The sequence below is a fragment of the Streptomyces sp. NPDC001606 genome (assembly GCF_053596835.1).
The window spans coordinates 54,720-77,624 of sequence record NZ_JBSFHC010000009.1 but is presented as its reverse complement, the minus strand read 5'-3'; the positions used below and the strand labels follow the sequence as shown (position 1 = coordinate 77,624).

Here is a 22,905-nt window from a genome sequence, read left to right as displayed (position 1 = left end):
CCCGGCGAGGTCGGTAGGGTGGGGTGTATGCGTGATCTGGGGGCGGGATTCGGCCATCTGTGGGAGGGCCAGCGCTGGGTGGGCCGGCACCGGCGGAGCTACGGCTTCGGTCTGCTGCCCGGCCTCATCACCCTGGTGCTGTACGCGGCCGCGCTCCTCGCGCTGGCCCTGTGGGGCGAGGACGCCGTCGGCTGGGCCACCCCCTTCGCCGACGACTGGTCCAGCCCCTGGCAGGGCCTCTTCCGCGGCTTCCTGACCGTCGTCCTGTTCGCCCTCGCCCTCCTCCTCGCGGTCCTCACCTTCACCGCCGTCACCCTCCTCGTCGGCCAGCCCTTCTACGAGGCCCTCTCGGAGCGGGTCGACGCCGACGTCTCGCCCGACGGCACCGCCCCCCGCTCGGAGCTCCCCCTGTGGCGGGAGCTGTGGATCTCGGGCCGTGACAGTCTGCGCATCCTCGTCCGGGCCGGGCTGTGGGGCGTGCTGCTCTTCGCCCTCGGCCTGCTGCCCTTCGTCGGGCAGACCGTCGTACCCGTGGCCGGATTCTTCGTCACCGGCTTCTTCCTCACCGAGGAGCTGACCGCCGTCGCCCTCCAGCGCCGCGGTGTGGAGCTGCGCGCCCGGCTCGCCCTGCTCCGCTCCCGCAAGGCGCTGGTCTGGGGCTTCGGCACCCCGCTCGGTCTGGCCTTCCTGGTCCCGTTCGCCGCGGTGTTCCTGATGCCGGGCGCGGTCGCGGGCGCCACCCTGCTCGCCCGGGACCTGCTCGGCGAGGAGAACGCCGAGGACGGCCCCGAGGAGCGCCCCGGCGACCGCGAGGATCCTCAGGACCCCCAGGGCGCGCAGGTCACCGCCTGACCGGGGGCGCCGCCTCCACCGCCACCCGCACGATCGACCGCACCTGCTCGACGATGTCCGCCCGGTTGCGCTCGAACTCCGGATCGGTGACCGCCCCGGCCGGGTCGGTGTTGCCCGCCCCGAACTGGAGGACCGGCGTGTGCACATGGCCGCCGGGCAGTGTGCCGTGCAGGCCCAGCCGGTCGCGCAGCAGGGTGGCCCGGTAGGCGATCTCGTTGGAGAGGTAGTCCCCGCCGCCCCCGGCACGGGCCGTGGACCCGGGCGTCGGCCCGTCCGGCCGTACGACGGGCTCCGTGCTGCCAGCCGGGATCTCGGTCACCTCCGTGTGGTCGTACACCGGGAACCGTCCGGTGTGCGCGGACGTGATCGCCCGGTACGGCAGGGTCGTCGTCGTCCACTGCGGCCGGCCGGCCGGATCGGCGACCGGGACGGTCTCCGTGCGGCCGATGCCGTCGTTGTCCGGGAAGCCGCCCCGCCAGGCCCCGTTGGTGCGCTCGATGTCGAACCGGCCCACCCGGCCCTGACTCACGGTGGTGAACAGGTCGACCCGCGGCAGATACGGCCGCAGCGTCCGCTCCACCGTGCCGTCCGTGAAGTCCTGCCAGCGCACCGGGAAGAGAGCCGTCTCGACCCGTGCCGGGCCGTCCGCCGTCTCGATCACCGTGCCGTCCAGCGCCAGCGCGGTCGCCCCGGACGGGTTGGAGATACGGATGTCCCGGTCCAGCGTGAAGGGGTCGAAGCCGGTCAGCAGCACCCGCCTGAGCCGCGGGTCGCCGGGATACCGGATGTCGTCCTGCCCCCGCGAGGTGCGCTCCAGCCGGTCGAGCAGGGCCGCCCGCCGGCCGTCGTCGAGCCCGAAGCCCGGCTCCCAGAGGCGCAGCGCACGGGTCATGCCCAGCCGCGCCCAGTACAGCGGCCGGTCGTCGGCGCGGTCCAGGTCCCCGCCCGCGGGCCCCCGCCCCTGCGCCCGCGCCACGGCCCGCCGCCACAGCGCGGACCCCGCGCGGACGACGACGCGACGGGCCTCGGCGTACGAGCGGGCCCGCCCCAGCTCGCCGGCGAACTCCTCCGCCACCGTGTCGAATCCGGACCGCCGGAGGATCTCCTGGGGGACCGCCCGGTCGAGCCGCTGTTCCTCGACGGTGGGGGAGGGGGCGGCGGGCGCGGCGCAGGCACCCGCGGCCGGGGCGGACAGCCCGGCCGTCAGGGCCAGCCCCAGACCCAGGCCGAGAACACCGAGACGTAAGCGCTGAAAGGGCGGAGCGGGCACGGGAGTCGGTCCTTCCGTCGCTGTAGCGGCGCGTGGTGCGGTGGACGGCGGAAGTATCGCGTGCCCGAAGTGGTCCACGCCATGGTGCCTGCCGGCGCCGCCGCGAACGCCCGGCGGCGGTCCGGGACGAGGAGGCGAAGTCGTGGGCGTATGTGAAGGGTTCGTACGAGATCCCCGCCGGACGCCCGATCGCGGACCGCGGGCCGACCGCGCCGATTAACGTCTGATCCGGGACAAGTCCCCCACGAGCAGCCCCGGCCCGGGACCTGACCCCTGGGCCGGGGCTCGTCGCCTGCGCGTCCGGCCGGCGGGATCCGGCTCAGCGCACCCCGAAGCCGTACACCGTCTCCGAGCGGTAGACCTCCCCCACGCGCAGCACCGTGCTCGGGAACTCCGGGCGGTTGGGGGAGTCCGGGAAGTGCTGGGTCTCCAGCGCCACGCCCGCGCAGGGGACGAACGGGTCCGGAAGGTGGTCGGCGGTGTAGAGCTGGAGGCCGGGCTCGGTCGTCGCCACGGTCAGGGTGCGGCCGGAGCCGGGGTCGTGCATCTCGGCGACCTGCTGCGGGGTGGCGGTGACGCCCTTGTCCAGGACGAAGTTGTGGTCGTAGCCCGTACCGATCTCGCGGGGGGTGCGGAAGTCGAAGCGGGACCCGGTGACGTCCTCGAACGCCCCGGTCGGGATCAGACCGGCGTCCACCGGGGTGAACCGGGACGCGGCCAGCCGCAGTTCGTGCCCGCCGGCAAGGCCCGAGCCGGCCAGGTTCCAGTACCCGTGATGGGTGAGGTTGACGACGGTCGGCGCGTCCGTGACCGCCTCGTAGGCCAGGTGCAGCGCGCCCGACGCGTCGAGCGTGTACGTCGCCGTCACCTCCAGCCGGCCGGGGAAGCCCTCCTCGCCGTCCGGGCTGACCCGGCTCAGCCGGACGCCGTGCTGAACCGGCGTCACCTCCCAGACCCGCTTGTCGAACCCGCGCTCACCGCCGTGCAGCGAGTTCGGGGCGTCGTTCGGCGCCAGGGTGTAGGTGCGGCCGTCGAGCGGGAAGCGGGCGCCCCCGATACGGTTGGCGTACCGCCCCACCAGCGCGCCGAGGTACGGTCCCGGGTGGCTCAGATAGCCGTCCAGGTCCGGGAAGCCGAGCACCACGTCGGTGGTCCGCCCGTCCCGGTCCGGGACCTCCACCGACTGCACGATCCCGCCGTACGACAACACCCGCACCCGCACTCCGCCGCGCTCCAGCGTCCAGCGGTGCACGGGGGTGCCGTCGGAAAGTGTGCCGAAAAGTTCACTCATGTGGGAAACCCTAGGTGACGGCCGTGATCGTGCGGTAGGCGATCTCGGCCAGCCGCGCCTGCCCGTCCCTGCTGGGATGGAACCAGTCCCAGTGGCTGAGCTGGCCGGTGCCGAAGTCGTAGTCGTACACCTGGTTGTCGTCGAAGCGGCAGCGCAGGTCGGCGGCGCACACCTCCTTCAGCACCTTGTTGTACGCCACCACCCGCTGCTGCACTCGCTCCCGGCGCGCGGCGGCCACGCTGCCCAGGTCGTCCGCGTCCGACAGCATCGACGGGCAGATGCCGAGCCGCCACACCTGTCTGCCCAGCGCACTGGTGCGGCCCTCGGACCACAGCCGCTTCAGGTTCGGCACGCTCGCCACGTACACCTGTGCCCTCGGCCGCGCCGCGCGCAGGGTGCGCAGCGCCTTCTCGAAGTTCGCCCGGAAGCCGGCCACCGGGGTCATCGCCGCCGCCGACGCACGGCAGGCGTCGTTCGCGCCCACCATCACCGTCACCAACTCCGGGCCCCGCGCCGCCGCCTGGGCCATCTGCCCCGGCAGGTCGGCCATCCGGGCACCGGTCACCGCGTAGTTCCAGCTGCGCTCCGCCGCGCCGGTCACCCCGAGCAGCCGCACCGCCAGGCTGCCCACCTTCGCGTCACTGCCCGTCGCCCAGGACACCTCCGGGCAGTCCGACAGCACCGTACACGCGTCGAAACCGCGGGTGATGGAGTCACCGACCGCGGCGATCGACGCGGGGCTGCGGTCCCACCGCGGAGGCTCGGCACGCGCCTTGGTCACCTCCGGCCCCGGCGCGCTCCCGCCCCCGGCATCGCACCCGGCGACCCCCAGCACGGCGGCCGCCACGACGGCGAGAGCGGCCCGCGCACGGCTGCTTCCCTTCCGCATCCCTGGTGATCCCCTCGTCGTCGGATCCGGTGCTTTCCCGGTGCTTCCCCCCATAACAACGCCTGTGGGTTCCCGGCCGGGCCCCCTGGAACGGTCCGCACCCGTACAAGCGTCCCCCTGGGTGAATGGCAGAGGTTTCCTGGCACCGGGACCGACGGTACGTCACACTCCTTGCGCCGCCGCAGGGTAGCCTCGCCATCAACGCGGCCGTCGTGCCACTGCCGCCAGCCAGTCCGCAAGATGTCCCGCTCTGCCCGGAGGTTCCGGTGACGACACGTGGAGTTCTGTACGTGCACTCCGCGCCGCGCGCGCTGTGCCCGCACGTCGAGTGGGCGGTCGCGGGGGTGCTCGGCACCCGCGTCAACCTCGACTGGATCCGGCAGCCCGCCGCCCCCGGCACCTGGCGCTCGGAGTTCTCCTGGCAGGGCCAGGCCGGTACCGCCTCCAAGCTCGCGTCGGCCCTGCGCGGCTGGCACCTGCTCCGCTTCGAGGTCACCGCCGAGCCCTGCCCCACCGCCGAGGGCGAGCGCTACAGCTGCACCCCCGACCTCGGCATCTTCCACGCCGTCACCGGCATCCACGGAGACATCCTCATCCCCGAGGACCGGCTGCGCGCCGCCCTGCTGCGCAGCCAGCGCGGCGAGACGGACCTGGAGGCGGAGATCGCCAAGCTCCTCGGCAAGCCCTGGGACGACGAACTGGAGCCCTTCCGGTACGCCGGAGAGGGCGCGCCGGTGCGCTGGCTGCACCAGGTGGTGTGACACCCCCCTTGAAACGGCGAGCGGCCCGGTCTCCCCACGGAGACCGGGCCGCTTTCGGCTGACGCGACGTCACACGGAACGGAACGCCAGCACCACGTTGTGACCGCCGAACCCGAAGGAGTCGTTCAGCGCGGCGATGCGCCCCTCGACGGGAAGCTTGCGCGCCTCACCGCGGACGACGTCCGCGTTGGCCTCGGCCTCGGGGTCGAGGTTCTCGACGTTGATCGTCGGCGGCGCCAGCCGGTGGTACAGCGCCAGCACGGTCGCGACGGACTCGATACCGCCCGCGCCGCCCAGCAGGTGACCGGTCATCGACTTGGTCGCGGACACGGCCATGTGGTCGGCGTCGTCGCCGAACACCTTCCGCAGCGCCTTCAGCTCGGCGATGTCACCGGCCGGCGTCGAGGTGGCGTGCGCGTTGACGTGCACGATCTCGGCCGGGTTCAGGTCGGTGTTGTCCAGCAGGTGCTGGAGCGCGGCGGAGATGCCGCGGCCCTCGGGCTCCGGCTGCACGATGTCGTGGCTGTCGGCGGAGATGCCCTGGCCGACCGCCTCCGCGTAGACCCGCGCCCCGCGCTTGGCCGCGTGCTCGGCGGACTCCAGGACCAGCACACCGGCGCCCTCGCCGAGGACGAAGCCGTCGCGGGCGACGTCGTAGGGACGCGAGGCGCCCTGCGGGTCGTCGTTGTTCTTGGACATCGCCATCATGTTGCCGAACGCGGCGATCGGCAGCGGGTGGATGGCCGCCTCCGTACCACCGGCGACGACGACGTCGGCCCGGCCGGTGCGGATCATCTCGATGGCGTAGCCGATGGCCTCGGCACCCGACGCGCACGCGGAGACCGGCGTGTGCACGCCCGCGCGGGCGCCCACGAGCAGGCCCACGTTGGCCGAGGGGCCGTTCGGCATGAGCATGGGGACGGTGTGCGGGGAGACGCGGCGGACGCCCTTCTCCTTCAGCACGTCGTACTGGTCGAGGAGCGTGGTCACACCGCCGATGCCGGAGGCGATGACGGTGCCCAGCCGGTCCGGGTCGACGCTTCCGTCCTCACCGGCCTTGGCGGTGAAGCCCGCGTCCTTCCAGGCCTCCTGAGCCGCGATCAGCGCGAACTGCGCCGAGCGGTCCAGCTTGCGGGCCTGCGGGCGGGGGATGACCTCGGTCGGCTCCACGGCGACCCGGGCCGCGATCTTGACGGCCTGGTCGGCCGCCCAGTCTTCTTCCAGGGGCTTGACGCCGGACTTGCCGGCGATCAGGCCCTCCCATGTCGAGGCTGCGTCGCCACCCAGCGGTGTGGTTGCGCCGATACCGGTGACGACCACGGTGCGATTGGTCGGGCTCACGGGAATTCTTTCTCCAACGGATACGGGATTCGACGGCGCCACCGCCGGGTGGCGGGGCCAGCAGCCTGACTGCCTAAGAGGTGACTCAGGCCTGGTGCTTGAGGATGTAGTCGGCAGCGTCGCCGACGGTCTTGAGGTTCTTGACGTCGTCGTCCGGGATCTTGACGTCGAAGCGCTCTTCGGCGGCGACGACGACCTCGACCATGGACAGCGAGTCGACGTCCAGGTCGTCGGTGAAGGACTTGTCCAGCTTGACGTCCTCAACCGGGATGCCGGCGATCTCGTTCACAATTTCGGCGAGACCTTCGACGATCTCTTCCTGAGTGGCGGCCATGTCGGGCGCTCCTTCTTCGATAATCCAGACGGTTTGTGGCAGTTGTCCCCGAGTCGGATCACAAGATCCGGCACGGAGTGCCTAGGGGAGGGTAACGACCGTGGCGGCGTACACGAGACCCGCCCCGAATCCGATGACGAGCGCGGTGTCGCCGCTCTTCGCCTCCCCGGTCGCCAGCATCCGCTCCATAGCGAGCGGAATGGAGGCGGCCGAGGTGTTGCCGGTGGTGCGGATGTCACGGGCGACCGTGACATGCTCCGGCAGCTTGAGAGTCTTCACCATCGAGTCGATGATCCGCACATTCGCCTGGTGCGGGATGAAGACGTCCAGGTCGTCCGCGCTGATCCCGGCCGCGTCCAGCGCCTGCTGGGCGACCTTCGCCATCTCGAACACGGCCCAGCGGAACACCGCCTGGCCCTCCTGCGTGATCGCGGGGAACTTGATGTTGCCCGCGCTGTCCAGGGGCAGCTCCGACACGTCACCGATGTGGAATCGGTCCCAGGGGACGGTCTGCTTGATGGTGCCGGCCTTGTCGCCCTCGGAGCCCCACACGGTCGGACCGATCGCGGGCTCCTGGGAGGGGCCGACGACGACCGCGCCGGCACCGTCGCCGAAGAGGAAGGCCGTCGCGCGGTCCTCCAGGTCGGTCAGGTCGCTCAGCCGCTCCACGCCGATCACCAGGACGTACTCGGCGGAACCTTCCACCACCATGCCCTTGGCGAGCGTCAGGCCGTAACCGAAGCCCGCGCAGCCGGCCGAGATGTCGAAGGCGGCGGCCTTGTCGGTGCCGAGCTTGTCGGCGATCTCGGTGGCGATGGCCGGGGTCTGGCTGAAGTGCGAGACGGTCGAGACCACCACGGCGCCGATCTGGTGCGCGGCGATACCGGAGTCCGCGATCGCCTTGCCGGAGGCCTCGATCGCCATCGCGGCGACGGTCTCCTCGGGGCTCGCCCAGTGCCGGGTCTCGATGCCGGAGCGCGAGCGGATCCACTCGTCGGACGAGTCGATCGTCTCGAGGATCACCTCGTTGGGCACCACCCGGGTCGGCCGGTAGCCGCCGACACCGAGGATGCGCGCGTACGGGGCGCCCTTGCTGGGCTTGATCTTCGCCATGTACGGCTCCTTAGGCGCCGGTGCCTGCGTGCTCGGAGATGAGCTCGCGGGCCGCGTCGAGGTCGTCGGGGGTCTTCAGGGCCAGCGTCTTCACGCCGGGCAGCGCACGCTTGGCAAGGCCGGTCAGCGTGCCGCCCGGGCAGACCTCGATGAGCGCGGTGACGCCCAGCTCCTTGAAGGTCTCCATGCACAGGTCCCAGCGCACCGGGTTGGCGACCTGGCCGACCAGCCGCTCCAGCACCTCGGCGCCGGCCGCGACGGTCCGCCCGTCCTTGTTGGAGACGTAGGGCACCTTCGGGTCCGCCGGGGACAGCTGCGCGGCGGCCTTGGCCAGCGTCTCCACGGCGGGCGCCATGTGGTGCGTGTGGAAGGCGCCGGCGACCTTCAGCGCGACGACCTTGCGGACGCCCTCGGGCTTGTCCTCGTTCAGCGCGGCCAGCTGCTCCAGCGTGCCCGCGGCGACGATCTGGCCCGCGCCGTTGATGTTCGCCGGGGTCAGGCCCAGCTTCTCCAGGTGCGCGACGGACGTCTCCGGGTCGCCGCCGAGCAGCGCCGACATACCGGTCTCGGTGATCGCGGCGGCGTCGGCCATGGCCAGACCCCGCTTGCGGACCAGGGCCAGCGCGGCGGCGTCGTCCAGGACGCCCGCGAAGGCGGCGGCGGTGATCTCGCCGACGCTGTGACCGGCGACCGCGCCCGGCGCGATCTCGGAGATGTCACCGAGTGCCGCGGCGGACAGCAGCCCGGCGGCGACCAGCAGCGGCTGGGCCACCGCGGTGTCCCGGATGGCGTCGGCGTCGGCCTGGGTGCCGTAGTGCACAAGGTCCAGGCCGATGGCGTCCGACCAGGCGGCGACGCGGTCAGCGGCACCGGGCAGTTCGAGCCAGGGAGTCAGGAAGCCGGGCGTCTGGGCGCCCTGGCCGGGAGCGACGAGTACGAGCACTCTCACACTCTCTCTTGGGGACGGGCACGGCCGCCCGTGGGGACAGGGACGAAGAACACGAAGGGCTTTTGTGGGCCCCCGACAAAACCCTATGACTGAGGTTCGCCATCGGCCAGACGCCCGAGGATGAGCGCGATCCGCAGCGTGAACGCGGATCGTACATCGGAAGGCGACCAACCGGTGACGTCAGTCACACGTCGAAGCCGGTAGCGCACGGTGTTCGGGTGAACGAAGAGCATCCGGGCAGCGCCCTCCAGGCTGCTCGCCTGCTCCAGATAGACGCTCAGGGTCTCCAGGAGCGCGGAACCGGCCTCCTCCAGAGGTCTGTAGATCTCCTCCACCAACTGCTCGCGGGCGCTGGGATCACCAGCGATCGCGCGCTCCGGCAGCAGGTCGTCGGCCAGCACCGGCCGCGGCGCGTCCTGCCAGGCGGAACAGGCCTTCAGCCCCGCGGCGGCGGCCTGCGCGGACCGGGTCGCGGCCAGCAGGTCCGGCACCACGGGCCCGGCCACCACCGGCCCGGCCGCGTACGGCCCGATCAGCGACTTGGCGACGGCGAGCGGATGGGGGCTGCCGCCCGCGATCACCACCAGCCGGTCCCCGAGGACACCCGTGAGCACCTGGAGCTTGGCGTGCCGCGCCGCCCGCCGGATGGCCTCGACGGTCAGCTCGCTGTCCCCGTCGGGCGCCGTGCCGAGCACCACGCACACATGCTCCGGGGAGTTCCAGCCGAGCGCGGCGGCCCGGCTGACGGCCCCCTCGTCGGCCTCCCCGCTCAGTACGGCGTTGACGACCAGGGACTCCAGCCGCGCGTCCCAGGCACCGCGTGCCTCGGCGGCCTGGGCGTACACCTGGGCGGTCGCGAAGGCGATCTCCCGCGCGTACACGAGCAGCGCCTCCCGCAGCACGCTCTCGTCCCCCGGGGCCGCCACCTCGTCGATGGCCGACTCCATGACCTCGATGGTGGTGCGCACCATCTCCACGGTCTGCCGCAGCGTGATGGCCCGGGTCAGCTCGCGCGGGGCGGTGCCGAACACATCGGTCGAGATGGCCTGCGGGGCGTCCGGGTGCCGGAACCACTCGGTGAAGGCCGCGATGCCCGCCTGGGCCACCAGTCCGATCCAGGAACGGTTCTCCGGGGGCATGGCCCGGTACCACGGCAGGGTCTCGTCCATCCGCGCGATGGCCTGCGCGGCGAGACTCCCGGAGGACTTCTCCAGTCGCTTCAGGGTCGCGGAGTGCTGGTGGACGGCGTGTGCGGCAGGGTCGCTGCGGTGGGATTCGGGTTCGGGCACGGGGACAAGACTGCCTTATCCGGACGTGGACGTGCGCCGCCGGGTCAGGGTGGGCCTCCGGGAGGGCCGTGCCGGGGGCTACCGTGAGGGGCGTGATGGACGTACGGCGCGCCGCCGAGCGCTACCGCGGCGGAGACGTAAAGGCCGGGATCGACTCCCGCCACGCCTTCTCCTTCGGCCCGCACTACGACCCCGACAACCTGCGCTTCGGCCCGCTCGTCGCCTGCAACGAGGAGCGGCTCGCCCCCGGCGCCGGCTTCGACGAGCATCCGCACAGCCACACCGAGATCGTCACCTGGGTGGTCGAGGGCGAGCTGACCCACCGCGACTCCACGGGCCACCGGACGACGGTCCGCCCCGGCGACGTCCAGCACCTCAGCGCGGCGGCGGGCGTCCGCCATGTGGAACGCAACGACACCGACCGCCCGCTGACCTTCGTCCAGATGTGGCTGAGCCCCCGGGAGCCGGGCGGCGAGCCCTCCTACCGGGTCGTCCCCGGCATCGCCGACGCCACGCCCTACGCGGTCCCGGCCGCGGGCGCGATGCTGCACGTGCGGCGGCTGGAGCCGGGCGGGCGGACGGCCGTACCGGACGCCGCGCAGGTGTACGTCCATGTCGTACGCGGCGAGGTGACGCTGGCGGGGGAGACCCTGCGCGCCGGCGACTCGGCCCGGATCACGCGGGCGGAGAACCTGGAGGCACTCGCCGGGGTCCGGGCCGAGCTGCTGGTGTGGGAGCTGGCCGACTGACGGTCAGGCGCCGCGCAGCTCCGCCAGGACCGCGTCCGTGAACGCCGGCCAGGCCTCGACCGCCCAGGGGCCGAAGGGCCGGTCGGCCAGCGCGGTGCACGCCACCCCGGCCGCGGGGTCGATCCACAGGAACGTGCCCGCCTGGCCGAAGTGCCCGAAGGTGCGCGGCGAGGAGGAAGCGCCCGTCCAGTGCGGGGACTTGGCGTCGCGGATCTCGAAGCCGAGACCCCAGTCGTTGGGGTTCTGGTGGCCGTAGCCCGGCAGCACCCCCTTCGTCCCCGGGTACTGCACACTCATCGCCTCGGCGACCGTGCGCGGGTCCAGCAGCCGCGGCGCCTGCACCTCCGCGGCGAAGCGCAGCAGGTCCCCGACGGTGGACACGCCGTCCTTCGCCGGAGAGCCCTCCAGCGTCGTCGACGCCATGCCCAGCGGCTCCAGCACGGCCTGGCGCAGATACTCGGCGAAGGGGATCTCCGTCGCCTTGGCGACATGGTCCCCGAGCTGCTCGAAGCCGGCGTTGGAGTACAGACGCCGGTCGCCGGGGGGCGCCATCACCCGGTGCTCGTCGAAGGCCAGCCCGGAGGTGTGGGCGAGGAGATGGCGGACGGTCGACCCGGGCGGCCCGGCCGGCTCGTCCAGCTCGATCGCGCCCTCCTCGTACGCCACGAGCACCGCGTAGGCCGCCAGCGGCTTGGTGACCGAGGCCAGCGGGAAGCGGTGCGCTTCGGGGCCGTACGTCCCGAGGACGGTCCCGTCGGCTCGTACGACCCCCGCCGCCGCGGTCGGGACGGGCCAGTTCTCGATCAGTGCCAGGCTCTGCAACGACATGCCGGCGAGCCTATGCCGCTCACAGCTCCAGCCGCATCGAGGGGTCGGGCTTGCGGACGAAACCGAGCGCCGCGTAGAGCGGCTCGGCCTGCGCGGACGCGTTCAGATCCACCTGCCGCACCTCCCGGGACCGGAACCACTCCAGCAGCTCCTCCATGCACGCGCGCGCGTACCCGCGCCGCCTCGCGTCCGGATCGGTCGCGACGCTGAACACGTGCCCGACCCGGCCGTGCGGGTTCCCGGAGCGTCCGATGCGGTACTCCACCGTCCCGCACGCCAGCGCGGCCAGCGCCGCCGGCCGGTCCGGGTGGTCCACGACGAAGGCGGCGAACTCCCCGTCCCGCTCGGCCAGCCGGCTGTGCAGGACCGGAAGGGACGCGGCGTGCCAGCCGGTCGGCCCGCCGCCGGCCTCGAACATCGAGTCGATCATCACCTGCCGCAGCCGCAGCACTTCCGTGGCGTCCTCGGGCCCGGCCCGCCGTACGAGACTCATGGCGCGCACGCTAATCAACGAGCGGTGATCGTGTCCTGGGGATTTCTCACCGGAGCCGCTTGCTTCGAGCGCACTCCAAGGTCATAGCGTGGGGGCCATGACGGTGATGCAGACCGCGCCAGCGGCCCCCCAGCGCGCCCCCCACGCCGACATCTGCTCCGCCCCGCCACGGCGCCACCCCCGGCCCGACGGCCAGGACCGCTACACGATCAGCGAGGTCGCCGAGTTCACCGGCCTGACCGCGCACACCCTGCGCTGGTACGAGCGGATCGGCCTGATGCCGCACGTCGACCGCTCCCACACCGGCCAGCGCCGCTACAGCAACCGCGACCTGGACTGGCTGGACTTCGTGACCAAGCTGCGGCTGACCGGCATGCCGGTCGCGGACATGGTCAGGTACGCGGAACTGGTGCGCGAGGGCGAGGGCACCTATGCGGAGCGGCAGGCGCTGCTGGAGGCGACCCGCCAGGACGTGCTCAACCGGATCACCGAACTGCACGACACACTCGCGGTACTCGACCGCAAGATCAGCTTCTATGCCACGGAGGGGACCACTCGATGACCGACGCCAGGATTCCGACGACACGGCTCGGCGCGCAGGGGCCGGAGGTGGGCGTCCAGGGGCTCGGCTGCATGGGCATGAGCTTCGGATACGGCCCCACCGACACCGAACAGGCACGGGCGACGCTGGAGCGGGCGCTGGAACTCGGCGTCACGCTCTACGACACCGCCGACGTCTACGGCGCCGGTGAGAACGAGCGCTTCCTCGCGCCGTTCCTCCGGGACCACCGCGACGAGGTGGTCATCGCCACCAAGTTCGCCCTGACCATCCCGCCGGACGACCCGGCCCGGCGGATCATCCGCAACGACGCGCCGTACATCCGCGAGGCCGTCGAGGGCAGCCTGAAGCGGCTCGGCACCGATGTGATCGACCTCTACTACATGCACCGCCGCGATGTGGACGTCCCCATCGAGGAGACCGTCGGCACCATGGCGGAGCTGGTCCGCGAGGGCAAGGTCAAGCATCTCGGCCTCAGCGAGGTCACCGCCGGCGAGCTGCGCGCCGCACACGCCGTCCACCCGATCGCGGCCGTGCAGTCCGAGTGGTCCCTGTTCAGCCGGGACATCGAGGCGAAGGTGGTACCGGCCGCCCGCGAGCTGGGCGTCACCCTGGTGCCGTACTCCCCGCTCGGCCGCGGCTTCCTGAGCGGCGCCTTCACCGACGCCGACCAGGACCTCACGCCCGACGACTTCCGCCGCCGGCAGCCCCGCTTCACCGGGGCCAACGCCTCCGCCAACGCCGCGCTGCTGCACCCGCTGCGCGCCATCGCCGACGCCCGCGGAGCCACCCCCGCCCAGATCGCCCTGGCCTGGGTCCAGCAGCGCGCCACGGCCTGGGGCATGCCCGTCGTCCCCATCCCGGGCACCCGCAAGCCGGGCAGGGTCGAGGAGAACGTGGCGGCCGTCTCGATCGTCCTGACCGACGAGGAACTGGCCCGGTTGGAGCCGATCGCGGGCAAGGTCGCGGGCGACCGCTACCCGGACATGTCCTTCGCCTCCGCGGGCCGGGAGTAGCTACAGCTCGGCCAGCAACTCGGCTTTCTTGCCGGCGAATTCCTCGTCGGTGACCAGTCCGGCCCGGTGCAGCTCGCCGAGATGCCGGATCCGCTCGGCGATGTCCGCCGGGTCCGGCCGCGCGGTGGTGGCGGCGACTGCCGCCGCCGCCCCGCGCGAGCGGATCGCCGCCAGCACCGCCGCGGCGAACGGCAACGACTCGTGCACGGGGCCGTAGCCCCGCCCGAAGACCACCGCGGCCGGGTCCTGGTCGGGCTGCACCGGATCGGTGGAGCCCGCGGTGCGCAGCCGCAGATAGCCCTCCAACGCCTCCGGCGACCGCCACTCCACCCCGCTGATTCCGGTCACCGGAAAGCTCTGGTCGCCGGCCTTCCACTTCGCCGAGGACGCGCCCGCCCACGACCACCGGAACTGCACGGACGTCCCGTCGAAGGACGCCTTCGCGTCGTACGCCTTGAAGTGCAGCGGCGCCTCGGGCGCGGCGACCAGATGGCGGTCGGCGGGCCCGGACCCGGTCAGCAGCCCCTTCAGCTCGTCGGCGTAGGACTCGGCGAGGGTCTCCCGGGCGGCCGGCAGCACCAGCCGGTACGGATCGGCCCCCTCCTTCAACTGCCCGTCGGCCGCCTCCATCAGCGGATCGGCGCCGGGGCGCGGCACCAGGCGCAGCACGACGGTGCCGCGTCTGCCCGGTGCGAGCGTCACATCCTCGACCGCGGCGAGCGGGATCCGCCGCTCGCCGAGGGCCTGGAACAGCTTCGGAGTCCGAATCCCCCGTTCGTAACGGATGAGCACGGAGTCGGACTCGAACTCCCAGACGGCATGAAAACCCGCCAGTACGTCACCCATGCGGCTCATCGTATGCGGCACGTGCTCCTCCGTCGCCACCCGCGCAGACCGCACTTCCTGCTGTCTCTACGCGCGTCCGGCGGTCGTCGTGCCGGGCAACCCGGCCCGGCACATGTCGTCGTCCTGTGCGCAGGTCAGCGCCGGGTACGCGGCCACCCCCACCGCGGCGAGATTGCGCAGGCTGTCGGTGCCGGGCTGGAAGTAGCCGGCGTGTCCCTGGGCGTCCCGGGCGGACAGCACCCGGGCGCCGAAGCCGGCGGAGACCGGGTCGGCGCCGTGCCCGAGTCCGCCCAGCTCCAGGTACGGCACGTCCTGGATCCAGTCGGTGGCGTCCCGCATGGCCCAGATCCGGGCCTCGGTGCCCAGGTGGGAGGCGCCGGTGACCCGCATGCCGGGGCTCGCGGCCACCGCTATGTCGGACACCCGGCCGGGCATCTCATGGGCGGCCACCCCGCACACCACCGAGCCGTAGCTGTGGCAGAACATCGCCACCGGGGCCCGGCCGGGCAGGGCGCGCAGCAGGGCGTTCAGGCGCACGGCGCCCTCGGCGGCGCGCCGCCCGGTGGCCGCGTCCATGCCGAGGCCGTCGGGGGCGGTGTAGTCGGCCCAGGCGATCACGGCCGTACGCGTCGCGGGGCTCGCCGCGCGCTCCGCCGCGTACAGCGCCGTGGCCATGCCGACCGGGGCGCTGTAGGGGCGGTACGTCTTCTGGAAGGTGAGCAGGTCGGTGTCGACGCCGGGGACGACCACCGAGATCCGCTGGGCGTGGTCGAGGTCGCCGAACACCTCGGCGATCCGGCCCGAGCCCTCGGGGTCGAAGGCGAGGATGTGCCGGCCGGGCTCCAGCAGGGACTCGTAGCGGTGCATCCGGCGGCCCGCGTCCTGCTGCCCGGCCGTGCTGAGCCGGCTGTCGTGCATCCGCTTCTTCTCGGCCCTGCGGGCCTGCTCCAGCGCGATGCGGTTGGCGCGGTAACGCAGGTCCACCGGGGCGCCGTTCATGTTGCCGACCGCGAGCGGGTAGCGGTGGGCGAGGCGGTCGCGGTCCGCGGCGTCGACGGAGGCGAAGAACCGGGCGAGCGGCGCGGGCCCGGCCTCGGGGTCCGGCAGCCGGGCGCCGTGCAGCCGGCCGTGCTGCCACGCGGTGCGCGAGGCCTGGAGCGCGGACGGCGCCCGGTGGCTGTGCAAAGCGGTCCAGCCGGTGGTCGCGAGCATCACGAACACCACGGCCAGCGCGAGCAGGGCGCGCCAGACGTTGAGGGGCGGGGAGGTGTCGAAGGAAGTCACTGGGAGGACACACTAGGAGAACGAGAGGGTCTCGGGGTAACCGAGTGACAGGTCTCACGTTTCGGCAGGAGTCGAACAGTTGAGGCCCGCCGCGCCGATGATCAGGGCATTCCCGTGCCGATGATCTCCGGGCCGCCGCGCGGATGATCTCCCCTTCGCCGCACCGGCCGTCAACCGCCCTGCGGGGCGCGCCAGTTCCCGGTGAGCGCCGGGCCCACCTGATCGAGATACGACGAGGTCAGCGCGCGGATCGACTCCAGGCTGAAGTCGTCGCCGGCACACCACTGCCGGTCCGTGACCCTCATCACCGCACCGAACACCGCCACCGCCAGCCGCGGCCGCGGGTCGGCGTCCACGTCCACGCCCTCCCGGTCGGCCAGGATCCGCGCGATGGTCTCCTCGGTCGCCGCCGAGCGCGCCAGATGCGCGGCGAGCAGCGCCGGGGTCGAGTCGATCGTGCGGTACATGCGCAGATACAGCTCCACCGGTACGGCCGACTCGACCGTCTCCCGGATCCCGTCCCAGCCCTCCAGGACCGCCTGGCGCAGCGCCTCCAGCGGCGCCTCGTGCGGCGGGCGGGCGCGGACGGCGTCGGCGAAGCGCGCCTCCGCCATCTCCTGCACCGCGAAGGCCGCGTCCTCCTTGCCGGCGAAGTAGCGGAAGAAGGTCCGCTGGGAGACCTCGCAGGCCTCGGCGATCTCGTCCACGGTGGTGCGCTCGTAACCCTGCGTGGTGAACAGTTCGAGAGCCGCTCGCAGCAGCGCCTCCCGGGTCCGCCGCTTCTTTCGCTCGCGCAGGGTCTCCATCTGGCCTTCCTCGGTGAACGTCCGTCGAGCTCAGCCTATGCGGCGGCGACATGTCAGCTACCGACTAGTGAACCCGATTGTCAATTGTCAGCGACTGTCACTAACCTCGTCGGTATGACTAGTCGGACCACCATCGACGCGCCCGGGCCGGGGGGCGGCGCCCCGGCAGCCCCGGCGGAGCCGGCGCCGCCCGCGGGCCTGCGCGGCCATCCCTGGTTCACCCTGATGACCGTCGCCGTGGGGGTCATGATGGTGGCCCTCGACGGCACCATCGTGGCCATCGCCAACCCCGCGATCGGCAAGCACCTGGACGCGAGCTGGGCCCAGCTGCAATGGGTCACCAACGCCTACTTCCTGGCGCTCGCGGTCTCCCTGATCACCGCTGGAAAGCTGGGCGACCGCTTCGGCCACCGGCTCACCTTCCTGATCGGCGTGGCCGGATTCGCCGCCGCCTCGGCCGCCATCGGCCTGTCGGACAGCATCGGCGCCGTGGTGACCTTCCGGGTCTTCCAGGGACTGTTCGGCGCGCTGCTGATGCCGGCCGCGTTCGGCCTGCTGCGGGCCGTTTTCCCGGCCGAGAAGCTCAACATGGCCATCGGTATCTGGGGGTCGGTGGTCGGCGCGTCCACCGCGGGCGCCCCGATCCTCGGCGGTGTCCTCGTCGAGCACGTCAACTGGCAGTCGGTGTTCTTCATCAACCTGCCGATCGGCGCGCTCGCCCTCCTCCTCGGCCTGCTGATCCTGCGGGACCACCGCGCCGAGAACGCTCCCCGCTCCTTCGACCTGCCCGGCATCGCGCTGCTCTCCGGCGCCATGTTCTGCCTGGTCTGGGCGCTCATCAAGGCGCCGTCCTGGGGCTGGGGCGCCGGCCGGACCTGGCTGTTCATCCTCGTCGCGGTCGTCGGGTTCGCGCTGTTCGCCGTCTGGGAGAAGCGGGTGTCCGAGCCGCTGATCCCGCCGGCGCTGTTCCGCTCGGTGCCGCTGTCCGCCGGTGTCGTGCTGATGATGCTGATGGCCATCGCGTTCATGGGCGGCCTGTTCTTCGTCACCTTCTATCTCCAGAACGTGCACGGCATGAGCCCGATCGACGCGGGTCTGCACCTGCTGCCGCTGACCGGCATGATGATCGTCGGCTCGCCGCTCGCCGGAGCCATGATCAGCAGGTTCGGGCCGCGGATCCCGCTGGCCGGCGGCATGGCGATCACCGCGTTCGCCATGTACGGCGTCTCCACGCTGAAGGAGAACACCGGCAACGGACCGCTGGCCCTCTGGTTCGTGCTGCTCGGCCTCGGACTGGCACCGGTCATGGTGGGCGCCACCGAGGTCATCGTCGGCAACGCGCCCCTGGAGCTGGCCGGTGTCGCCGGTGGCCTCCAGCAGGCCGCGATGCAGGTCGGCGGCAGTCTCGGTACGGCCGTGCTGGGCGCCGTGATGGCCTCCAAGGTGGACAGCACCCTCGCCGGGAACTGGGCGGGCGCGGGCCTGCCGAAGCTGCCGCAGCGGCAGCTGGACCAGGTGGCCCAGGCCGTCCAGCAGGGCGTCGCCCCGGTGCCCAAGGGCACCCCGGCACCGGTCGCCGCGAAGATCGCCGAGGTCGCCCATCACACCTTCATCTCCGGGATGAGCCTGGCCTCCCTGGTCGCGGCCGGGGTGGCGGCGGTCGCCGTGCTGGTCGCGCTGCTCACCAAGGGGGGCGCGAACGCGGAGGCCGGCGGGGGCGTGGGACACATCTGACGTGCTTGCGGCGGGGGAGTCCGCGGCGGAGTTCCCCTATCAGGGTGACTCCGCTAAAGATCGCTCGCTCTGGGTGCGCGCCACAGGTCACAGTGGGTCACGTCCTCCGCAGGGCATGGGAGGACGGCGGGCCGTGGCGCGCGCTGCGGAGGGGGCTGCGCGCGCTGGGCTGCCGCCGGCTTGGCGAAGGGTGCGTCTCGCCCTCGCCGGGTGCGGGTCCGTTTCGGCCTCCCGCCATTGGGCTGCTTCACCGTCGCCGGGTGCAGGTCCGTGCCTGGCCGGTCGCGCAGTTCCCCGCGCCCCTTACGGGGCCCGTCGTGGCCGGTCGCGCAGTTCCCGGCGCTCCTTACCGCAGCCGCGCCACCTCCAGCCGCCGCAACCGCACCCCGCCGTGGGGGTGCTTCACCGTCGCCGGGGGCGGGTCCGTTTCGGCCTCCCGCCATGGGGGTGCTTCACCGTCGCCGGGTGCAGGTCCGTGCCTGGCCGGTCGCGCAGTTCCCCGCGCCCCTTACGGGGCCCGTCGCGCAGTTCTCCGCGCTCCTTACCCCAGCTCAGCGCCGCTGTTCTTCTCTCCGCTCCGAGCTCAGCCGCGCCACCTCCAGCCGCAGCAACCGCACCTCCTCGGTCAGCGCGGCCAGCGCCTCCCGCTGGCGCCGCTCCTCCACGTCGTCCTTCTCGAACCGCGAGATGAACCACGCCGCGATGTTCGCCGTGACCACACCCAGCAACGCGATCCCGGACAGCATCAGCCCCACCGCGATCATCCGCCCGAGGCCCGTCGTCGGCGCGTGGTCCCCGTACCCCACGGTCGTCATCGTCGTGAACGACCACCACACCGCGTCACCCAGCGTCTTGATGTTCCCGTGCGGCGAGTCCCGCTCCACCGACAGCACCGCCAGCGACCCGAACATCAGCAGCCCGATCACCGAGCCCACGACATACGTCGTCAGCCGGATCTGCGGAGCCATCCGCGCCCGCCGCCCCACCAGCAGCAGCGTCGCCACCAGCCGCAGCAACCGCAGCGGTTGCAGCATCGGGAGTATCACCGCGCCCAGGTCGGGCCAGTGCCGCCGGACGAACTCCCGCCGCCGCGGGGCGAGGGCCAGCCGCACCAGGTAGTCGGTGGCGAACGCCGCCCACACCACCCACTCCACGGCCGTGCACACGGAGGTCAGCGAGTAGCCCGCGGAACCGTCCACGATCGGCACCGCGTACGCGACGGCGAAGGCCACCGCGAGCGCCAGCAAGGGCCGTTCGGTGCGCCTCTCCCACCGCGCCTGCGCAGAAAGCCGTGCCGCTGCCGCCCGTTGCTCCATGACCGCATCGTAAAGAAAAGGTAAGGGCGGTGGAGAATCGAACTCCACCGCCCTTGGCCGAATCGCCGACGCTCAGCGCAGCGTCACGCGTCGCCGCCCGCCGCTCCCGGGTCCGCCGCCGAGACGTCCAGCAGCTGGTACCGGTCGATGGCCTGCTTCAGCACGGACCGGTCCACCTTGCCCTCGCGGGCCAGCTCGGTCAGCACCGCGACCACGATCGACTGGGCGTCGATGTGGAAGAAGCGGCGCGCAGCGCCCCGGGTGTCCGCGAAGCCGAAGCCGTCCGCGCCGAGCGACTGGTACGTGCCCGGCACCCACCGCGCGATCTGGTCCGGAACCGACCGCATCCAGTCGGACACGGCCACGAACGGACCCTCGGCGCCGCTGAGCTTCCGGGTCACATACGGCACCCGCTGCTCCTCCTCCGGATGCAGCAGATTGTGCTCCTCGCACTCCACGGCCTCGCGCCGCAGCTCGTTCCAGGAGGTCGCCGACCAGACGTCCGCCCTGACGTTCCACTCCTCGGCGAGGAGCCGCTGGGCCTCGAGCGCCCACGGCACCGCCACACCGGACGCCATGATCTGCGCCGGGATCGAGCCGTCCGTGCCCGCGCTGATCCGGTGGACGCCCTTGATGATGCCCTCGACGTCCACGTCGGCCGGCTCGGCCGGGTGCTGGATGGGCTCGTTGTAGACGGTCAGGTAGTAGAAGACGTCCTCGCCGTGCGGATGCTCCTCGTCGCCGCCGTACATCCGGCGCAGGCCGTCCTTCACGATGTGCGCGATCTCGTAGGCGTACGCCGGGTCGTACGCCACGCACGCCGGGTTGGTCGAGGCGAGCAGCTGAGAGTGCCCGTCCGCGTGCTGGAGCCCCTCACCGGTCAGTGTCGTACGGCCGGCGGTCGCGCCCAGGACGAAGCCGCGCGCCAGCTGGTCGGCCATCTGCCAGAACTGGTCGCCGGTGCGCTGGAAGCCGAACATCGAGTAGAAGACGTAGACCGGGATGAGCGGCTCGCCGTGCGTGGCGTAGGCCGAGCCCGCCGCGATCAGGGAGGCCGTGCAGCCCGCCTCGGAGATGCCGTCGTGCAGCATCTGGCCGGTCGGGGACTCCTTGTAGGCGAGCAGCAGCTCGCGGTCCACCGACTCGTACTGCTGGCCCAGCGGGTTGTAGATCTTCGCGCTCGGGAAGAAGGAGTCCATGCCGAACGTGCGGTACTCGTCCGGCGCGATCAGCACGAACCGCTTGCCGATCTCCTTGTCCCGCATGAGGTCCTTGAGCAGGCGCACAAAGGCCATGGTCGTCGCGATGGACTGCTGGCCCGTGCCCTTCTTCACGGTCGCGTACGCCTTGTCGTCCGGCAGCGGGAGCGGCTTGGAGCGGACGACCCGGGTCGGCACATAGCCGCCGCACTCCCGGCGGCGGTCGTGCATGTACTGGATCTCCTCCGAGTCCCGGCCCGGGTGGTAGTACGGCGGCGGGCCGGACTCCAGCTCCTTGTCGGAGATCGGCAGGTGCAGCCGGTCGCGGAAGCGCTTGAGGTCGTCGACCGTCAGCTTCTTCATCTGGTGGGTCGCGTTGCGGCCCTCGAAGTTCGGACCCAGCGTCCAGCCCTTGACGGTCTTGGCGAGGATGACCGTCGGCTGGCCCTGGTGCTCCAGGGCCGCCTTGTACGCCGCGTAGATCTTGCGGTGGTCGTGACCGCCGCGGCCCAGCATCAGGATCTGGTGGTCGGTCATGTTGTCGACCATGGCGCGCAGCCGCAGGTCGTCACCGAAGAAGTGCTCGCGGATGTACGCGCCGGACTCGGTGGCGTACGTCTGGAACTGGCCGTCCGGGGTGGTGTTCATCCGGTTGACCAGCACCCCGTCGCGGTCCTGCGCGAGCAGCGGGTCCCAGGTGCGGTCCCAGATCAGCTTGATCACGTTCCAGCCGGCGCCGCGGAAGACCGACTCCAGCTCCTGGATGATCTTGCCGTTGCCGCGCACCGGGCCGTCCAGCCGCTGGAGGTTGCAGTTGACCACGAAGGTCAGGTTGTCCAGCCCCTCCCGGGCGGCGATGGACAGCTGGCCGAGCGACTCCGGCTCGTCCATCTCGCCGTCGCCGAGGAACGCCCACACGTGCGACGCGGAGGTGTCCGCGATCCCGCGCGCGTGCATATAGCGGTTCATCCGCGCCTGGTAGATCGCGCCGAGCGGGCCGAGGCCCATGGAGACCGTCGGGAACTCCCAGAAGTCCGGCATCGAGCGCGGGTGCGGGTAGCTGGACAGGCCGTCCGGGTACTTCGACTTCTCCTGCCGGAAGCCGTCGAGCTGCCGCTCGCTGAGCCGGTCGAGCAGGTACGCGCGCGCGTAGATGCCCGGGGAGGCGTGGCCCTGGAAGAAGATCTGGTCGCCGCCGCGGCCGTCGTCCTTGCCGCGGAAGAAGTGGTTGAAGCCGACGTCGTAGAGCGAGGCGGAGGAGGCGAAGGTGGCGATGTGGCCGCCGACGCCGATGCCGGGGCGCTGGGCGCGGGAGACCATCACGGCCGCGTTCCAGCGGGTCGCGTTGAGGATCTTGCGCTCGATCTCCTCGTTGCCCGGGAAGAACGGCTCGTCCTTGGTGGCGATCGTGTTGACGTAGTCCGTGCTGCGCATCTCCGGCACGGCCACGCGCTTCTCGCGGGCCCGCTCGATCAGCCGGAGCATGAGGTAACGGGCCCGCGCCCGGCCGCGCTCGTCGACCGCGGCGTCGAGGGAGTCGAGCCACTCCTGGGTTTCCTCGGGATCGAAGTCAGGAACCTGACTCGGAAGGCCGCCAATGATGATCGGGTTGCGATCGGATCCGGAAGCCACGCTGTTCCTTACCTGTCAGAGGGCCGATATGTCACTCGTGCCTGCACCGTCCCCATCGTGTACCTCGGGGAGGCGTACGTCATCTCCACCGGTCAAAACGCAACGATACGCCCGGGGTGTGATCTGATCGGCAAAGTTGTTCGAGGGGGGCGCCGATGGATGATTCCGAACCTCGCAAACCGGGCACATCGGTGTGGTGTGGCTCACGTGGAGGCGGGATACGCTGCCAGAGGTTGCGTCGACACGGCCCGGATCGTCACCGTTTCGGCGGTCCCGGCGGCCGGGTACTTGCGCGATCCGTCCCGCCCGTGTGGACTACGGCCAATGCTTCGCGCACGCGCGTGGCTGAGTTAT

General features: G+C 72.0%; 21 protein-coding genes. 6 read left to right on the top strand and 15 right to left on the bottom strand.

Annotation, left to right across the window (positions count from 1 at the left end):
* The first annotated feature begins 27 nt into the window (after nt 1–27).
* Nucleotides 28–852, top strand: coding sequence for an EI24 domain-containing protein (locus ACWCV9_RS18330; protein WP_450787817.1), 825 nt, complete (start codon nt 28–30; stop codon nt 850–852).
* Here ACWCV9_RS18330 and ACWCV9_RS18325 read toward each other — a convergent pair.
* The 3 genes from ACWCV9_RS18325 to ACWCV9_RS18315 form a co-directional block, all read right to left on the bottom strand.
* On the bottom strand, nt 842–2,122 hold the full coding sequence (locus ACWCV9_RS18325; RefSeq protein ID WP_450787816.1) for a pyroglutamyl peptidase: 1,281 nt from the start codon (nt 2,120–2,122) through the stop codon (nt 842–844). The genes ACWCV9_RS18330 and ACWCV9_RS18325 overlap by 11 nt on opposite strands.
* Before the next feature lie 319 nt (nt 2,123–2,441).
* Nucleotides 2,442–3,413, bottom strand: coding sequence for an aldose epimerase family protein (locus tag ACWCV9_RS18320; protein WP_450787814.1), 972 nt, complete (start codon nt 3,411–3,413; stop codon nt 2,442–2,444).
* Between the two features lie 10 nt (nt 3,414–3,423).
* Nucleotides 3,424–4,302 (bottom strand): SGNH/GDSL hydrolase family protein, encoded by an 879-nt coding sequence (locus tag ACWCV9_RS18315; protein ID WP_450787813.1) that lies wholly within the window; start codon nt 4,300–4,302, stop codon nt 3,424–3,426.
* A 266-nt stretch (nt 4,303–4,568) separates the two neighbouring features.
* Between ACWCV9_RS18315 and ACWCV9_RS18310 the strand changes: the two genes are divergently transcribed.
* Nucleotides 4,569–5,063, top strand: a complete 495-nt coding sequence (locus tag ACWCV9_RS18310; protein ID WP_385844807.1) for a DUF3145 domain-containing protein — start codon at nt 4,569–4,571, stop codon at nt 5,061–5,063.
* A gap of 69 nt (nt 5,064–5,132) precedes the next feature.
* Here the strand turns inward: ACWCV9_RS18310 and fabF are convergent, their stop codons facing one another.
* The 5 genes from fabF to fasR form a co-directional block, all read right to left on the bottom strand.
* Entirely contained in the window at nt 5,133–6,404 is a 1,272-nt protein-coding gene (gene fabF / locus ACWCV9_RS18305; RefSeq protein WP_450787811.1) for a beta-ketoacyl-ACP synthase II, read from the bottom strand.
* An 85-nt stretch (nt 6,405–6,489) separates the two neighbouring features.
* Nucleotides 6,490–6,738 carry an acyl carrier protein gene (locus ACWCV9_RS18300; RefSeq protein WP_450787809.1) on the bottom strand — a complete coding sequence of 83 codons (249 nt, stop codon included), beginning with the start codon at nt 6,736–6,738 and terminating at the stop codon, nt 6,490–6,492.
* 81 nt (nt 6,739–6,819) lie between these two features.
* Nucleotides 6,820–7,851 (bottom strand): beta-ketoacyl-ACP synthase 3, encoded by a 1,032-nt coding sequence (locus ACWCV9_RS18295; protein ID WP_450787808.1) that lies wholly within the window; start codon nt 7,849–7,851, stop codon nt 6,820–6,822.
* A gap of 10 nt (nt 7,852–7,861) precedes the next feature.
* Nucleotides 7,862–8,794, bottom strand: a complete 933-nt coding sequence (locus ACWCV9_RS18290; protein ID WP_450787806.1) for an ACP S-malonyltransferase — start codon at nt 8,792–8,794, stop codon at nt 7,862–7,864.
* 89 nt (nt 8,795–8,883) lie between these two features.
* Complete coding sequence (gene fasR / locus ACWCV9_RS18285) at nt 8,884–10,089, bottom strand: fatty acid biosynthesis transcriptional regulator FasR (protein WP_450787804.1); 1,206 nt, start codon at nt 10,087–10,089, stop codon at nt 8,884–8,886.
* A 95-nt stretch (nt 10,090–10,184) separates the two neighbouring features.
* On the opposite strand from fasR, the gene ACWCV9_RS18280 reads away from it, so the two are divergent.
* Nucleotides 10,185–10,838 (top strand): pirin family protein, encoded by a 654-nt coding sequence (locus ACWCV9_RS18280; RefSeq protein ID WP_450788073.1) that lies wholly within the window; start codon nt 10,185–10,187, stop codon nt 10,836–10,838.
* 3 nt (nt 10,839–10,841) lie between these two features.
* Here ACWCV9_RS18280 and ACWCV9_RS18275 read toward each other — a convergent pair whose 3' ends face one another.
* Together ACWCV9_RS18275 and ACWCV9_RS18270 are read right to left on the bottom strand one after the other, a co-directional pair.
* Nucleotides 10,842–11,666, bottom strand: coding sequence for a serine hydrolase domain-containing protein (locus ACWCV9_RS18275; RefSeq protein WP_450787802.1), 825 nt, complete (start codon nt 11,664–11,666; stop codon nt 10,842–10,844).
* A gap of 19 nt (nt 11,667–11,685) precedes the next feature.
* Nucleotides 11,686–12,159, bottom strand: coding sequence for a GNAT family N-acetyltransferase (locus tag ACWCV9_RS18270; RefSeq protein WP_450787800.1), 474 nt, complete (start codon nt 12,157–12,159; stop codon nt 11,686–11,688).
* 97 nt (nt 12,160–12,256) lie between these two features.
* On the opposite strand from ACWCV9_RS18270, the gene ACWCV9_RS18265 reads away from it, so the two are divergent.
* Both ACWCV9_RS18265 and ACWCV9_RS18260 read left to right on the top strand, forming a co-directional pair.
* A complete protein-coding gene (locus tag ACWCV9_RS18265; protein ID WP_450787798.1) occupies nt 12,257–12,721 on the top strand; it encodes a MerR family transcriptional regulator in 465 nt (154 codons plus the stop codon).
* Nucleotides 12,718–13,734: an aldo/keto reductase gene (locus ACWCV9_RS18260; RefSeq protein ID WP_450787796.1), complete on the top strand. Its 1,017-nt coding sequence runs from the start codon at nt 12,718–12,720 to the stop codon at nt 13,732–13,734. The genes ACWCV9_RS18265 and ACWCV9_RS18260 overlap by 4 nt, the downstream gene beginning before the upstream one ends.
* Here ACWCV9_RS18260 and ACWCV9_RS18255 read toward each other — a convergent pair whose 3' ends face one another.
* The 3 genes from ACWCV9_RS18255 to ACWCV9_RS18245 form a co-directional block, all read right to left on the bottom strand.
* A complete protein-coding gene (locus ACWCV9_RS18255) occupies nt 13,735–14,580 on the bottom strand; it encodes a DUF4429 domain-containing protein (RefSeq protein ID WP_450787794.1) in 846 nt (281 codons plus the stop codon). It lies immediately after the preceding gene.
* A 66-nt stretch (nt 14,581–14,646) separates the two neighbouring features.
* Entirely contained in the window at nt 14,647–15,864 is a 1,218-nt protein-coding gene (locus tag ACWCV9_RS18250) for an alpha/beta hydrolase (protein WP_450787793.1), read from the bottom strand.
* Nucleotides 15,865–16,034: 170 nt separating this feature from the next.
* Nucleotides 16,035–16,670, bottom strand: coding sequence for a TetR family transcriptional regulator (locus ACWCV9_RS18245; protein WP_450787791.1), 636 nt, complete (start codon nt 16,668–16,670; stop codon nt 16,035–16,037).
* 225 nt (nt 16,671–16,895) lie between these two features.
* Here ACWCV9_RS18245 and ACWCV9_RS18240 point away from each other — a divergent pair, with 225 nt between their 5' ends.
* Entirely contained in the window at nt 16,896–18,404 is a 1,509-nt protein-coding gene (locus tag ACWCV9_RS18240; protein WP_450788071.1) for an MFS transporter, read from the top strand.
* A gap of 551 nt (nt 18,405–18,955) precedes the next feature.
* On the opposite strand, the gene ACWCV9_RS18235 is transcribed toward ACWCV9_RS18240, so the two are convergent.
* Together ACWCV9_RS18235 and aceE are read right to left on the bottom strand one after the other, a co-directional pair.
* Nucleotides 18,956–19,720, bottom strand: coding sequence for a potassium channel family protein (locus ACWCV9_RS18235; RefSeq protein ID WP_450787789.1), 765 nt, complete (start codon nt 19,718–19,720; stop codon nt 18,956–18,958).
* Between the two features lie 83 nt (nt 19,721–19,803).
* Nucleotides 19,804–22,551 (bottom strand): pyruvate dehydrogenase (acetyl-transferring), homodimeric type, encoded by a 2,748-nt coding sequence (gene aceE, locus ACWCV9_RS18230; RefSeq protein ID WP_450787788.1) that lies wholly within the window; start codon nt 22,549–22,551, stop codon nt 19,804–19,806.
* Between the last annotated feature and the right edge of the window lie 354 nt (nt 22,552–22,905).

Coding starts and splice junctions, on each gene's coding strand:
- ACWCV9_RS18330 (WP_450787817.1), top strand. CDS start 28: ATGCGTGATCTGGGGGCGGGATTCGGCCATCTGTGGGAGGGCCAGCGC.
- ACWCV9_RS18320 (WP_450787814.1), bottom strand. CDS start 3,413: ATGAGTGAACTTTTCGGCACACTTTCCGACGGCACCCCCGTGCACCGC.
- ACWCV9_RS18315 (WP_450787813.1), bottom strand. CDS start 4,302: ATGCGGAAGGGAAGCAGCCGTGCGCGGGCCGCTCTCGCCGTCGTGGCG.
- ACWCV9_RS18300 (WP_450787809.1), bottom strand. CDS start 6,738: ATGGCCGCCACTCAGGAAGAGATCGTCGAAGGTCTCGCCGAAATTGTG.
- ACWCV9_RS18295 (WP_450787808.1), bottom strand. CDS start 7,851: ATGGCGAAGATCAAGCCCAGCAAGGGCGCCCCGTACGCGCGCATCCTC.
- ACWCV9_RS18280 (WP_450788073.1), top strand. CDS start 10,185: ATGGACGTACGGCGCGCCGCCGAGCGCTACCGCGGCGGAGACGTAAAG.
- ACWCV9_RS18275 (WP_450787802.1), bottom strand. CDS start 11,666: ATGTCGTTGCAGAGCCTGGCACTGATCGAGAACTGGCCCGTCCCGACC.
- ACWCV9_RS18270 (WP_450787800.1), bottom strand. CDS start 12,159: ATGAGTCTCGTACGGCGGGCCGGGCCCGAGGACGCCACGGAAGTGCTG.
- ACWCV9_RS18265 (WP_450787798.1), top strand. CDS start 12,257: ATGACGGTGATGCAGACCGCGCCAGCGGCCCCCCAGCGCGCCCCCCAC.
- ACWCV9_RS18260 (WP_450787796.1), top strand. CDS start 12,718: ATGACCGACGCCAGGATTCCGACGACACGGCTCGGCGCGCAGGGGCCG.
- ACWCV9_RS18255 (WP_450787794.1), bottom strand. CDS start 14,580: ATGGGTGACGTACTGGCGGGTTTTCATGCCGTCTGGGAGTTCGAGTCC.
- ACWCV9_RS18245 (WP_450787791.1), bottom strand. CDS start 16,670: ATGGAGACCCTGCGCGAGCGAAAGAAGCGGCGGACCCGGGAGGCGCTG.
- ACWCV9_RS18240 (WP_450788071.1), top strand. CDS start 16,896: ATGACCGTCGCCGTGGGGGTCATGATGGTGGCCCTCGACGGCACCATC.
- ACWCV9_RS18235 (WP_450787789.1), bottom strand. CDS start 19,720: ATGGAGCAACGGGCGGCAGCGGCACGGCTTTCTGCGCAGGCGCGGTGG.